11 protein-coding genes are annotated in these 13,027 nt (G+C 71.4%); 5 read left to right on the top strand and 6 right to left on the bottom strand.

The window, feature by feature from the left end; translation table 11 throughout:
* Positions 1–27 precede the first annotated feature (27 nt).
* Complete coding sequence (locus tag ACZ63J_RS29095; protein ID WP_465401041.1) at positions 28–1,149, bottom strand: hypothetical protein; 1,122 nt, start codon at positions 1,147–1,149, stop codon at positions 28–30.
* Positions 1,150–1,189: 40 nt separating this feature from the next.
* On the opposite strand from ACZ63J_RS29095, the gene ACZ63J_RS29090 reads away from it, so the two are divergent.
* Entirely contained in the window at positions 1,190–4,465 is a 3,276-nt protein-coding gene (locus tag ACZ63J_RS29090; RefSeq protein WP_465401040.1) for an AfsR/SARP family transcriptional regulator, read from the top strand.
* A 368-nt stretch (positions 4,466–4,833) separates the two neighbouring features.
* Here ACZ63J_RS29090 and ACZ63J_RS29085 read toward each other — a convergent pair whose 3' ends face one another.
* The 3 genes from ACZ63J_RS29085 to ACZ63J_RS29075 are packed head-to-tail and all read right to left on the bottom strand — an operon-like array spanning position 4,834 to position 7,861.
* Positions 4,834–6,042 carry a metal-dependent hydrolase family protein gene (locus ACZ63J_RS29085; RefSeq protein WP_465401039.1) on the bottom strand — a complete coding sequence of 403 codons (1,209 nt, stop codon included), beginning with the start codon at positions 6,040–6,042 and terminating at the stop codon, positions 4,834–4,836.
* Positions 6,039–6,473 carry a GAF domain-containing protein gene (locus ACZ63J_RS29080; protein ID WP_465401038.1) on the bottom strand — a complete coding sequence of 145 codons (435 nt, stop codon included), beginning with the start codon at positions 6,471–6,473 and terminating at the stop codon, positions 6,039–6,041. The genes ACZ63J_RS29085 and ACZ63J_RS29080 overlap by 4 nt, the downstream gene beginning before the upstream one ends.
* Positions 6,470–7,861, bottom strand: a complete 1,392-nt coding sequence (locus tag ACZ63J_RS29075; RefSeq protein WP_465401037.1) for an MFS transporter — start codon at positions 7,859–7,861, stop codon at positions 6,470–6,472. The genes ACZ63J_RS29080 and ACZ63J_RS29075 overlap by 4 nt, the downstream gene beginning before the upstream one ends.
* Positions 7,862–7,995: 134 nt before the next feature.
* On the opposite strand from ACZ63J_RS29075, the gene ACZ63J_RS29070 reads away from it, so the two are divergent.
* The 3 genes from ACZ63J_RS29070 to ACZ63J_RS29060 all read left to right on the top strand — a co-directional run bounded on the left by ACZ63J_RS29070 (position 7,996) and on the right by ACZ63J_RS29060 (position 10,632).
* Positions 7,996–8,874, top strand: coding sequence for a MurR/RpiR family transcriptional regulator (locus tag ACZ63J_RS29070; protein ID WP_465401036.1), 879 nt, complete (start codon positions 7,996–7,998; stop codon positions 8,872–8,874).
* 82 nt (positions 8,875–8,956) lie between these two features.
* Positions 8,957–9,679, top strand: coding sequence for an SDR family oxidoreductase (locus ACZ63J_RS29065; protein WP_465401035.1), 723 nt, complete (start codon positions 8,957–8,959; stop codon positions 9,677–9,679).
* Between the two features lie 5 nt (positions 9,680–9,684).
* Positions 9,685–10,632, top strand: a complete 948-nt coding sequence (locus ACZ63J_RS29060; RefSeq protein ID WP_465401034.1) for an RNA polymerase subunit sigma-70 — start codon at positions 9,685–9,687, stop codon at positions 10,630–10,632.
* On the opposite strand, the gene ACZ63J_RS29055 is transcribed toward ACZ63J_RS29060, so the two are convergent.
* Positions 10,607–11,311 (bottom strand): ANTAR domain-containing response regulator, encoded by a 705-nt coding sequence (locus ACZ63J_RS29055; RefSeq protein WP_465336728.1) that lies wholly within the window; start codon positions 11,309–11,311, stop codon positions 10,607–10,609. The genes ACZ63J_RS29060 and ACZ63J_RS29055 overlap by 26 nt on opposite strands.
* A 175-nt stretch (positions 11,312–11,486) precedes the next feature.
* A complete protein-coding gene (locus ACZ63J_RS29050) occupies positions 11,487–12,020 on the bottom strand; it encodes a CGNR zinc finger domain-containing protein (RefSeq protein WP_465401033.1) in 534 nt (177 codons plus the stop codon).
* 85 nt (positions 12,021–12,105) lie between these two features.
* On the opposite strand from ACZ63J_RS29050, the gene ACZ63J_RS29045 reads away from it, so the two are divergent.
* A partial coding sequence (locus ACZ63J_RS29045) for a DMT family transporter (protein ID WP_465439678.1) occupies positions 12,106–13,027 on the top strand: 922 nt, incomplete at its 3' end.

Here is a 13,027-nt window from a genome sequence, read left to right as displayed (position 1 = left end):
GGGCCAGTTCGGTGGCGACCGGCCCGGTCACGCCACCCACCCCGGCAACGGCCGCGGAACGGGCAACGGTGGCAGGACAGCCGGCGCAGCCGGGGCCGAGAGCTCCAGCAACCGGTACATCTGGGCTCGCAGGAGCTCCGCCGAGCGGTCCGGGCGGGACGTGATCGCCTCCGTCACCGCGACGGCGAGCCGGCCCGCCCGGCTCCATGCCGCTTCGGCCTGTCCGGGCAGCGGACGCGTCCAGTCGAGCGGCAGCGTGTGGGCGCGGACGACGTCGGCGACACTCCCCTCCTGCGGCTGCCTGCACAGGGCTGCGAGCGTCACCGGACATCCCGCCGCGGCCGCGTAGCCGGTGGTCGAACCGTGGTCGCCGATCACCCAATCCGCGGCCAGCATCGTCGCCTGCCACCCGGACCCGGGCGGGATGAGCAGCAGGCCGTCGGCCACCGCGCCGGCCAGCCAGGCGGTGACCTGCCGGCGTCCGTGCACCGCCCAGACATTCGGGTGCAGCACGGCCGCGACGGCAAAGCGCTGGGCGGGCAAAGCGTTGACGACCGCCCGGTGGAGCTCGGGCAGCCGGCCGAACGCGGAATCGGTGAACCAGGTCGTGCTGACCACGACCAGCCGCCGCTCCGGCGTCACCCCCAACGCCTGCCGGTACACCTCGCGCAGGTGCCGGCTCGCCCGCATCCGGTCGAGACAGACGTCGCCGGCCACCACAGCGTTCGGGATCGCCTCGGGACACCGCTCCCGCAGCAGGTCCACCTCGCCTTCCGTCGCGAGCCCGAGCACCGTGGGCAGCACGCGCCCGCGGAAGGTCAGCAGTTCCCGGTCGACGCCGGTGGTGCGCTCGCTCGCCCCACCGGCTTTCCGGCTGTGCCGGCGCGGCTTGACCCGCCCGGCCCCATGCCCGACGAGGAAGATGGGGCCGTGCACCTCGGCGAGGTGGCGGTGGCTCGCCGCGAGCACGAGGTCGAACCGGTGCGAGATCGCCTGGCGCCACGGCATGACCAGACCGTGCAGGCCACGCACGAACTCCTCGACACCGTGCCATTGTTCCGTCGTGTGCGGCACCGTGAAAACCAGCTGGACCCGCAGATCGGTTTCCAGGAGGGAAATCACGTCGAGCAACCGGGTCCCCGCGGTCACAGTGGGAACCACCACCAGCACGGCGCGGCACCGTGGCCGCGTGACCCGGGTCCCCGCGTTGAAGCCGACCGGACCTCGTACCCACAAATCCGTCGTCATTTTCCGTCCCCTCGACGTGGTTCCTGACATCAGCGGACGGAGCATGCGTGTCGCGACTGCCGAGCGCCTTCCCGGTGGCCGGACAAACCTCGGACATCTCGTGGCCTGTTCGTGGACACAAACGATCGTTACCGCGCCGTCGTCGTCGTTTCACCAAAACGATGCGAAGCTGGCGATACAGGAGAGGGGAAGGAACCACGAAATGGAGATCGCGTACGGAATTCTCGGGCAGACAACAGTGCGGATGCACGGGAAGATGACCGAGGAGTGGGGGTCCCGGCAAGCGCGTCACCTTCTGGCCGCCCTGCTGACCCGCCCCGGAAAGCGTTTCTCCCAAGACAGCCTGATCGAATGGGCGTGGACCGAGTCAGCTCCCCCTGGCAACCCGAAAGACGCGCTCTACAAGGCGATGACCCGGCTGCGCCAAGCCTTGGAGGCCGCCGACCACACCCCGGTCATCCGCACCGTCAACGGCGGCTACCAGCTCGACATCCGTCCCGATCTCGTGGATATCCACGTCTTCGACGACGAAATGCGCAAGGCTCGGCAATTGAGCGCCTCCGGCGACCATGAAAACGCGTGCGAGGTCGCGCGTGCCGCGCTGGCGCTCTGGCGGGACGAACCGCTCGCCGGAATGACCAGTGAACCGGCCCGGAATTGGCGGCGTGCCAGTTCGGCCGCGGACTGGGCACCTGCGCACAGTTTCCTCGCGGCCGAATTGTTGGCCGCCGGCCGACCCGAAGAGGCGCTCAGGCAGCTGACGGGTGCTCCCCGCCAGTACGCTGCCGAACCCACCTTTGTGAAACTCCGCATCACCGCCCTCTACGCGCTGAGGCAGTCACACGAGGCCCACGCTTGCTTCCTGACGGCGCTCAAGTCCTACGAGCGGGACGGCGACGCCGAGGCGGCCGCCGACCTGCAGGCACACCACGCCAGGATGCGGGCGCGACACCCTGAGCCCGGAGCGAAGCCGGAAGTGTCACCGCGCCCCACACCGGCCTCCCCGGTCGGCCCGATCCGCGTCGGCCTGCCCCGCAACCTTCGCGGGTTCCTCGGCCGGGCCGACGCGCTGCGCAGTCTCGACGAGGACCTGCTCGCCCCCGGCGCCGAGCACGCCCCCGCGGCCATCGTGTGCGGTCCGCCCGGCATCGGGAAGACCACCCTCGCCGTCCACTGGGCCCACCGTGCCGCGGACCGGTTCCCCGGCGGCATCATCTGCGTCGACATGCGGGGCTTCGGGCCGGCCCCGGCGCGGACGACCGGCGAAGTGGTCGACCTCGTCCTCACCGCGCTCGACTACCCGATCGACCACCTGGTCAGCGCCGCGGCCCGGGCCGCGCGGCTGCGTTCCTTGCTCGAGCGCGGCCGGCCACTGCTCGTCATCCTCGACAACGTCGGCAGCTCCGAACAGATCGACGAGGTCGTCGACATCGTCGAATCGTGCACGGTGCTGCTCACCTCGCGAAGTTCGCTCCACGCGCTGGCCCGCCGCCACGACATGCCCGCGATCAAACTCGGGCACCTCGACGAGCAGAGCTCGTTCGCACTCCTGAGCAAACGGATGCGAGGACGGGCCGAAGAAGAACCCGAAGCTGCGCGCGCTCTCGCCGTGCTCGGTGACGGCCTTCCGCTCGCCCTCACCTTGCTGGCCCAGCGAGCCGCCAGCCGCCCCGGGGTCAGCCTCGACACCATGCTCGGAGAGCTACGGGACCCCGAGACGCTGCTGAGCATCGGCGACGACGGGGACGACAACGGCCTGCGCACCACGTTCTCCGGCTCCTACCAGGCGCTCGACTCCACGGCGCAGGACGTCTTCCGGCTCTTCGGCCATCACCCCGGCGCGGAGATCCAGGCCGAGACGCTGCTTTCGGCGAGCGGTCACTCCCGGGAAGCCACCCGTCGCGCCCTGGAAAAGCTCGTCGCCTGGCACCTCGTCGACCAGCCCGGTGAGCCCGACCGCTATCGCATTCCAGACATCTTCCACCGCTACTCACGCACGCTGACCGCAGACGACGACCCGCTACCCCTGCGCCGCTTGCTGTCGCACTACCTGCAGACCGCCCTCCGCGCTCACCTGACCGCGCACCCGTACCGCAACCGGCCCCCGATGATCCCGGCCGAACCGGGAGTCGTCCCCCTCACGTTCGACTCGGCCACGGCCGCCGCGAACTGGGCTCTCGTGGAGCGGGACAACCTCTCGGCCCTGATCGGTGAAGCCGAGCGCCGGCAGCTGTTTCCCTACGCCATCGGACTGCCCCATCTGCTCAACGACAGCTGGGAACGCCACGGCTGCCACGCGGCCATGACACACGGGCTCGTGGTCGCCGTCCGGGCAGCCCGGGAAGCGAAGGACATCATCGCCGAGGCGGCCTCCCTCAACGACCTCGGCGAACTCCACCTGATCCTCGGCGACGACACGAAGGCCCGCCACTACCTTCACCAAGCGCTGGAACTGGCCACTGAGCACGAGGAGATCGTCGGGATCCTCACCGTGAAGATCAACCTCGCGCGCCTCCACCGGCACGGCGGCGACCACGTCGCGGCGATCGACCTTTACCTGCGGTGCATCGACCAGGCTCGGCAGGCGCCCGACCCGATCAGGGAGGGCCTTGCCGAGCACTACCTGGCGGACACGTTCGCCGACCTCGACCAGCACCCCCAGGCCCTGCCGCACTACCACCGCGCCCTCCACCTCCGCACGGTCCTCGGCGACACGATGGGACAGATCGCGACCCAGACGGCCCTGGCCGCGCTGTACACGCACGAGCACCGGCTGGAACTCGCCCATATGCACTGCCGGCAGGCGCTGGCCAACCTCGACGGCCGCGACGACCTCACGGCGACCATGAAACTCTGCACCGTCCGTGCCCGGCTCGCGTACGCCGACGGCAACGCGCGCGAAGCACTAAGGCTGGTTTGGGGCGCGGTGGAGATCTCGCGGCAGGCCCACAACGCCACCGGGCAGGCGCGCGCGCTCGAAGCACTCGGCGACATCCTGCGCAGACTGCACAACCCCGGCGGCGCGATCGAGGCGTGGAGCGAGGCCGTCGCGTTCTACCGTGGTCGCGGCCGAGACGCCAAAGCCGACCGGCTGCAGGCCCGCATCGGAGAAGTGGCCGCCGACACCGAGGCGCTCATCCCCGACGCGCGGCGCGGGGACGAGGATACCGTCGCCATGCCGAGCCCACCGCGGGCCCGGACACGCCAACACCAATGAGTGAATTGTCGCCTCGCCGCGCAGCGGCTTTCACCCGAGCGTGACTAAATTTGCGCTGCTAGACGGTCTCACACATTCACAGAACTACTGGGAGTAGTTTCCAGTTATCGCTAACGACCCTTGCGGCCGCTGACCAAGGCTCCCTAGCCTTCGGGCACCACTTGATTCATGTTCTGGCATTCTGGTCCAGCATGACAAGCTCCGAAGATCGCTATCCCAGGGAGTAAGCACGTGCACGACCCCGCTACCTATGCCACCCTCGCCGCCATCGCACTACTGGCGGTCAAGAACTGGTGGCGCTGCTGACGCAGCCACGACGGTGGTGCTCCGGGTCGCACATCCCGGGGCACACCACCCTCGCCCACCTGTCAGATCGGATCGCCGCCCTGGATGACGTGGCGGAAGTGCTTCGGCTCGGCCAGCACCCCGATGTCGGCCAGCGGATCTCCGTCCACCACCAGCAGATCCGCGTGCGCACCCACGGCCAGTGTGCCGATCTCGCCCGTCAGGTTGAGCAGGTCTGCCGCCGTCGACGTCGCCGAGCGGAGGATCTCCAGCGGCGACTGGACCTCGGCGCGCAGGCGGAACTCGTGGTTCTGGTGGCGGTGCATGCCGCCCAGCAGGTCGGTGCCGTACACCAGCTTCACGCCGGCGCGGGCCGCGCGCTCCAGGGCCGCCAAGCCCGCGCCGAGGACGTCGTCGACCTTGCGCCAGCTGGACTCCGGGAGGCCGTGCTCGCGGCCTTCCTCCTTCAGCGCCCAGTACGTCACCAGGGTCGGCACCAGGAACGCGTCCTGCGAGAGGAACAGCGAAACGCTCTCGTCGTCCAGCAGGTTGCCGTGCTCGATCGACCGGACGCCCAGTTCCAGCGCCCGGTTGATCGCCCGGGCCGTGTACGCATGTGCGGCCACATAACGGTTCGCGGCCGTCGCCTCCTCGACGATCGCGCGCAGCTCGTCGGCCGAATACTGCGTCGAGTCGATGCGGTCGGTCGGGGACGCGACCCCGCCGGACGCCATCACCTTGATGTGGTGGGCGCCCTTGCGCAGCTCGTCGCGGGCCGCGGCGCGAACGGCGTCGACACCGTCGGCCACGCGGCCGAGGCCCGCGCAGCAGGGGTGGTCGTCCCGCGCGTGGGCGCCGCGGGTGCGGCTGTCGCCGTGGCCGCCGGTCTGGCTCAGCGCGCGCCCGCAGAACAGCAGCCGCGGCCCGCGGAACAGCCCTTCCGCCTGCGCGTCGGCGAGCCCGAAGTCCGCGCCCGAGGCGTCGCGGACCGTGGTGAACCCGCGGTCGAGCATCCGGCTCATCGTGTGGGCCGCGTGAGCGGCCACATAGGACGGTGACGACGACGGCAGCGACCCCAGGTCCGCCGTCGACGCCGTCACGTGCACGTGCGCGTCGACCAGGCCCGGCAGTACGACCGCGCCGCGCGCGTCCAGCGTCGGCACGTCGACGGGAGCGAGGCCCGGCCCGGCCTCCACGATGCGTCCGTCCGAAACGCGCAGGTCGCCTTCGGTGTATTCGCCGGACAGCGGGTCGAGCAGCCGGGCGTTGCGCACCAGCAGGGATCCGGTCACTGGTTCTCCTTCTCCAGGTCGAGCAGGGCGGACACGGCCAGCGGCGCGAGCGACTCGGCCACCACCACCGCATCGTCGTCGTAACTGCCTTCCGCGTCGAGGATGTTGAGCACCCCGAGCGTCCGGCCGTCGGCGACCACCGGCACGTTGATGACCGAGCCGCAGCCGAGCCCCTCGATCAGGTCGTGGTCGGCGAAGATCTCCCGCACCGCCGCGCGGTCCGGCCCGAAGTACGGCTGCTGTGCGCTGATGCACTTCTCGAGCCAGCCCGCGGCGACTTCGACGGTCTTCTCGCCGCCCACCGGGTACTCCGCCGGGTGGCTGCTGTGCACCCGCCGCAGCGCTCGGCGCTCCGGCACCCAGGCGAGCACCGTGAACAGGCGCACCCCGATGGCGTCGCGCACCCGTTCCTCCACAGTGGACAGACTCACTTCGTCATCTCCTTCGCGGTCGCCACCGGGGCGCCGTGTTCGGTCAGTTCTTCCAGGGACCGGCCCGCGGTGGACAGGCCGAACACGAGCACGCAGAGCACCCCGGCCGCCAGGACCGCCGTCGTCAGGCCGAAAACGCCGGCGAAGCCGAGGCTCGCCGAGGACAGGCCGATGATCGTCGGCGCGAGGATGCTGCCGACCCGGCCGAACGCGCTGGACAGGCCGGTGCCGCTGGCCCGGATCCAGGTCGGGAACACCTCGGGTGTGTAGGAGTACACACCCGCGTAGGTGCCGTTGAGGAAGAACGACAGCACCGCCCCGGCAAGCGTGATCGACCACGGCGCGCTCGTCTGGCTCAGCCAGAACGCGCTCACCGCCGAACCGGCGAGGTACAGCGCGATCGTGTGCTTGCGATCGAGCCGCTCCGACAGCCACGCGGCGGAGAAATACCCGGGCACCTGGGCCAGGTAGATGATGATCGAGAACTCGAAGCTCTTCGTCACCGTGATCCCGCGTTCGACGAGCAGCGTCGGGATCCACGAGAAGAAGCCGTAGTAGGAGAACGTGATCACGAACCAGACGGTCCAGATCACCGCCGTCCGGCGCGCCATCGCGGGACTCCACAGGAACTTCAGCGCGCTGAAGAGGTTGACCTTCGGGGTTTCGGTCGTGGGCTGGGCGTCGGCGGGCGGCACCGGCGGGAGTGCCGCGCCGGTGGCCTTTTCGACGTCTCGCTCCATCTTCGCGACGACGTTCTCGGCCTCGGCGGTCCGGCCTTGGGCGAGCAGGAACCGCGGTGACTCGGGCAGCGAACGCCGCCACCACAGCAGCATCACGATCGGCAACGCGGTGACGAGCTGCGCGACCCGCCAGCCTTCGTCGAACGACGGCACCACGAACCGCCCGATCAACGCGGCCGCGACAAAACCGAAGGAGAAGAACCCGGCGAGCGCGCCGACGAACCAGCCGCGCCGCTTGGCCGGGACGAACTCCGAGAGGAACGGCGCGATGATCGCGCTTTCCGCGCCGGCGCCCGCCCCGGCCAGCACCCGGGCGCCGAGGAAGATCTCGTAGTTGGGCGAGAACGACGCGATGACGGAGAACAGCGCGTAGAAGGCCAGCGCGTACATCATGACCTTCTTGCGGCCGATGCGGTCGCCGAGCAGCCCGGCGGCGACGGCGCCGAAGAGGAAGCCGAACGGCGTCGCCGAGCCGATCAGGCCGAGCTGGCCGTTGTCGAGGCCCCAGGCCGCCTTCGCGCTGGGCAGCAGGAAGGCGACCACCGCGGAGTCCATGCCGTCGAAGGTGTACCCGAGGCCGCCGATGAGCAGCAGTTTGTAGTGGGGCCGGCTCAGCGGGAGCCGATCCAGTCGAGCCAGCAGCGTCATGGGGAACGCCTTCCGTGTCCAGCGTCGAGGGTGGGGAGTGCGGACAACGTATACTGCGTTTTCGCAGTTTTGCAACGTTCATTGCAGGACGACATCCCTGCGTTACGGTCTACGCGATCGAGGGAGGGGCCGAGGTGACGGAGACCGACGACGGTTTCGAGGGCTGGCTGCGGGACCGGATGCCCGCACGCGGGCTGCGGCCGAAGTCGGCCGCGGTGCTGGAAGTGCTGGTCTCCCAGCCGAGGCGGGCCTCCTTCGGTTCGACGGCCGAGCTGGCGCAGCTCGCCGGCGTCAACGTCGCGACGGTGACCCGCACGGCCCAGGCGCTGGGCTTCGCCGGCTGGCCGGCGCTGCAGCAGGAACTGCGGGCCCGGTACATGTCGTCACTGAGCGCGCCGCAGGTCGCCGAGGAGCACCGCGGGGTCGACTCGCCGGGTTCGGCGTCGCTGCGCCGGGACCTCGACAGCCTGGCCCTGCTGAACCGCCGGTTCGACGAAGGCGTGCTGCGCGAGGTCGCCCGCGCGATCGCCGCGGCGCGCCGCACGCTGGTGATCGCGGACGGCAGCTACGCGGCCGTCGGGATCGCGTTGGCGCACAACGCACGGCTCGCGGGCTACGACGTCCACGCCGTCACGGGCGGCGACGCGGAGCTCGCGAACCAGACCGCGAAGCTCACCGCCGACGACGTCCTGATGGCGATCAGCTTCTGGCGCCTGTACGAGAGCACGGTCCTGGCCGCGAACGAGGCGAAGAGCCGCGGCGCGCGGGTCTTCGCCATCACGGACGCGGCCAGTCCGGCGCTGGCGAGCGCCGCGGAGCACGTGCTGATGGTGCCCGCGGAGGGCGTGACGTTCTTCCCGTCGCTGACCGCGGGCATGGCGCTGGCCCAGGCGATCGTCGCCCAGCTGGCGGCGGTCGACCCGGCGCGCACGAGCGAGTCCATCGAGGCGGCCGAGGCGATGTGGTCGCGGTTCGACCTGCTGCACCGGCGGCCGTCCGCCAGGTCCGTGTGACCTGAGTCACCTCGCGACGGTTTTCCGCGCTCCCCCAGGTCTTGATCCGGTCCACACCGCGTCAACCACCCGGGAGAGCCTGATGCCTGCCACCGCCGTTGTCACCGGAGCCGGCCGCGGCTTCGGCCGCGCGATCGCCGCCGCCCTCGTTGCCACCGGACACACCGTCGTCGGCATCGCGCGCACCGGAAGCGACCTCGAAGCCGTGCGAGACGAGCTCGGCGCGAAGTTCGTCCCGGTCACCGCCGACGTCACCGAGGAGAACCTCGCCGAAGACGTGCTCCGCGAGCACCGGCCCGGCCTGCTCGTCCTCAACGCCGGCGCCGTGCCGCACCTGGCGCCGGTGCACGAGCAGACCTGGGAGACCTTCAGCCGCAACTGGCACGTCGACACGCGGCACGTCTTCACCTGGACGCGCGCCGCGCTGCGGCAGCCCCTCGCGCCCGGCGGCGTGGTCGTCTCGATGTCCAGCGGGGCGGCCATCGGCGGCTCACCGCTCAGCGGCGGGTACGCGAGCGCGAAGGCCGCGATCCGGTACCTGCGCGCGTACGCCGCGGAGGAGTCGGACCGCGCGGACCTCGGCCTCCGGTTCGCCACGCTGCTGCCCCAGCTGACCCCGGCGACCGGCCTCGGCACGGCCGGCGTCGACGGGTACGCCGCGCGCACCGGCGTCGACCGCGACACCTTCGTCGCGAAGATGCCTTCGATCCTGACTCCGGAGCAGGTCGCCAAGGCCGTTCTCGAGGTGGTCGACGGCGACGCCGCGGAGTACCAGGTCAGCGGCGCCGGACTGCGTACGCTCTGAAAGCCATGCCCGACTTCGCCGCGGAGACCGAGCCGTTCCGGCCGGAGCTGCTCGCGCACTGCTACCGCCTGCTCGGCTCGATCCACGACGCCGAGGACCTCGTGCAGGAGACGTACCTGCGCGCGTGGCGCGGGTTCGCCGGGTTCGAGGGACGTTCGTCGGTGCGGCGCTGGCTGTACAAGATCGCCACGACGGCCTGCCTGACGGCGCTGGAAACCCGCGCCCGGCGGCCGCTGCCGTCGGGGCTGGGTGCGCCGTCCGAGGACCACCGGATGGCGGTGGCGGCCGCGGAGCCGTCGGTCCCGTGGCTCCAGCCGGCCCCGGACGCGCGCTTCGACCCGGCGGCGGTCGTGACCGGCCGCGCCGGGATCCGGCTGGCGTTCATCGCGGCGCTGCAGCTGCTGCCGGCCCGGCAGCGGGCGGTGCTGACGTTGCGCGACGTGCTGGCGTTCCACACCGCGGAGGTCGCGGAGATGCTCGACACGACGTCGGCGGCGGTCGACAGCACGCTGCGCCGCGCCCGCGACCGGCTGGCCCAGGCGAACCCGGTGGAAGCGGATCTGGCCGAACCGGCGGGGCAGAGCGCGGTGCTCGACCGGTACGTCGACGCGTTCGCCCGAGCCGACCCGGATGCGCTGGTGCGGCTGCTGCGCGCCGACGTCGAGCTGGAGATGCCCCCGATCCCGACGTGGTTCACCGGCCGCGACGCGGTTGTCGGCTTCCTCCGCCATCGGGTGCTGCGCCCGGGAAGGTGGCGGCTGACGCCGACACGCGCGAACGGCCAGCCCGCGCTGCTGGAGTACGCGGCCGCGAGTGACGGGCGGTTCGAAGCCCACGGCGTCCAGGTGCTGACGCTGCGCGGCGACCGGATCGCGCGGATCACGGCGTTCAACGACGCGACGCTGGTCGCGGCGTTCGCCCTGGGACCTACTGCCGGCTCATCCGCTTCGTGAACCGCGCCGCGACGTCGCGCAGCTTGGTGTTCGTGTGCTGCGACTCCACGATCAGCCGCTGCATCGCGGCGTCCTCGCTCACCCGGTGGATCAGCATCAGCATGCCCTTGGCCTGCTCGATCACCGCGCGGCTCTCCATCGCGTTGCTGAGCTCGTCGGCGAGGCCGCGGGCTTCGCGGTAACGGCGGGTCAGGCGCAGGACCGTCTCCACGCAGAGGGTGAACAGCCGCAGCACTTTGGTGTCGAACTCGTGGTAACCGTGCGCCCCGAAGCCGAACAGCGTGACGGCGCCGACAAGCGTGTCGTCCACGCGCAGCGGCACCGCGAGGTAGCTGCCGACCCCGAGCTCCTTCGCGGCGGCGACGAACTCGGGCCACCGTGCCCCGGTCTCGCCGACCGCGACCCGCACGACCTCGCCGGTCAGCGCGGCGAGCAGGCCGGGCCCGTCCCCCGCGGCGTACTGGGCGTCGTCGATGCGCCGCGCGCGTTCGTCGGTGAAGGCCGCGGTCTGCGTCGAACCGTCGCGGACCACCAGGATGCTGGCCAGGTCCGCGTCGGGCACCACGCGGACCGCTTCGCCGCAGACGGCGTCGAGCAGGCCCGGAGTGCCGGACGCCGATTCGAGGACCCCGACAAGGTCGGCGAGCACGGCGTTCAGCTCGTCGACCCGCTCCGCCATGCCGTCACCGGTGCTCGGCACAGCCCACCTCTCCCCATGCGTCAAGCGGCGAGCACGGGAAGGGGCTCGCCAGCAGCGTCAACCGAGACCACCGCTGGCGTTTCAACGGGTCCGCGAAGACTCTACCGGCCGTTGCCCTGGGATGAACGCAGGCCGCCGCTCGGGGCGGCGCGGGTCAGACCTTCTGCCGCGCCCGGAACTCCGCCACCTTCGCCCGGTTCCCGCACGACCGCATGTCACACCACCGCCGGGCCTGCTTCCGGGAGTTGTCGACGTACAACCGAGTGCAGTCCGGAGCCGCGCACTCCTTGATCGTCGCCGGGCCGCCGAGCAGGTCCACCGCCGCGCGCGCCACCGTCGTCAGCACCGCCTCCAGGTCGCCGCTCCGGCGCACCGAACCGTCCTCCGCCAGGCTCGTCCGCACCACCGGGCCCGCCGCCACCTCGTTCAGCACCCTCCGGTCGGCCGCCCGGAAGCCGGTTCCGCCGATCGACGCCAACGCCAGCTGGTACACCGCTTCGCGCAGCCGCACGGCCGCTGCCAGCCCCTCCTCCGACACCGTCACCGGGCGGCTGACCAGGTCCGCGCCCGCCACCCAGCGGGCCAGGTCGGCCGGGGTCGCGAGCAGTTCCTGGACGTCGCTGCGGCGGTGGCCGACCGTGCCGACCAGGTCCAGGGCGAGGTTGCCGGTGCCGAACTTGAGCTCCACCCCGTGAGCGTAACCCCCTGGACAGGTTACCGCCAAGACTGTTAGCTTCTCGGTAACTACACAGACCGGTTACCGGGGGAGTCCGATGAAGGCAGAACAGGCCGTCCGCCCGCTGTTCGTGGTGCTGTGGAGCAGCGCCTTCATCGCCGCCGTGTTCGGGACGGGCGCGGTGCCGCCGCTGCTGCTGACCTTCTGGCGGTTCGCCCTCGCGGGGGTGCTGCTCGCCGGGATCGCCCTCGTCACGCGCTCGCCGTGGCCGCGCGGGAAGCAGCTGCTGCACGTCGCCGTCACCGGGCTGCTCATGCAGGCCGTGCAGTTCGGCGCGTTCTACGTCGCGATCGCGCACGGGCTGCCCGGCGGGGTCGTCGCCCTCGTCCAAGGCCTCAACCCCGTGGTCATCGCCCTGCTGGCGGGCGGGGTGCTCGGCGAGCGCATCACCCGCGCGCAGTGGCTCGGCTTCGCGATCGGCGGCGCCGGGGTCGCGCTGGCCGTGGCCGACCAGCTGCACGTCTCGGCGTTCGGCATCGTCCTGTGCTTCGTCGGCCTCCTCGGCCTCAGTTTCGGGACGGTGTACCAGAAACGCTTCGCCACGGGCACCGACGTCCGCAGCAGCACGGCGGTGCAGTTCCTGGTCAGCGCGCCGGTCGTCGGGCTCGGGTCGCTGCTGCTCGAGACGCAGCACGTCGGCAACTGGACGGCGTTCGGCCTCTCGCTGACGTGGATCGTGCTCGTCAACTCGGTCGGCACGTTCCTGCTGCTCAACCTCATGCTGCGCAAGCAGGCCGCCAGCCGCGTCGGCACGCTGTTCTTCCTGACCCCGGCCGTCACGGCGCTGCTGGCCTGGCTGATCAACGGCCAGACCCTGGACGCCGTCACCATCACCGGCCTGGTCCTCGGCGGGGGGGGGGGGGGGGGGGGGGGGGGGGGGGGCGTGGGGGGGGGGGGGGGGGGGGGGGGGGGGGGGGGGGGGGGGGGGGTGGGGAGGGGGGGGGGGGGGGGGGGGCGAA

It is taken from the genome of Amycolatopsis sp. NPDC104863, assembly GCF_055582965.1.
Note: the sequence above shows the minus strand (reverse complement) of the source record. Positions and strands in the feature narration are given on the sequence as shown.

Bases quoted from the DNA above. Each gene is read 5' to 3' on its own strand.
- ACZ63J_RS29075 (WP_465401037.1), bottom strand. From the start codon at position 7,861: ATGACGCTGCTGGCTCGACTGGATCGGCTCCCGCTGAGCCGGCCCCAC.
- ACZ63J_RS29065 (WP_465401035.1), top strand. From the start codon at position 8,957: ATGCCTGCCACCGCCGTTGTCACCGGAGCCGGCCGCGGCTTCGGCCGC.
- ACZ63J_RS29060 (WP_465401034.1), top strand. From the start codon at position 9,685: ATGCCCGACTTCGCCGCGGAGACCGAGCCGTTCCGGCCGGAGCTGCTC.
- ACZ63J_RS29055 (WP_465336728.1), bottom strand. From the start codon at position 11,311: ATGGCGGAGCGGGTCGACGAGCTGAACGCCGTGCTCGCCGACCTTGTC.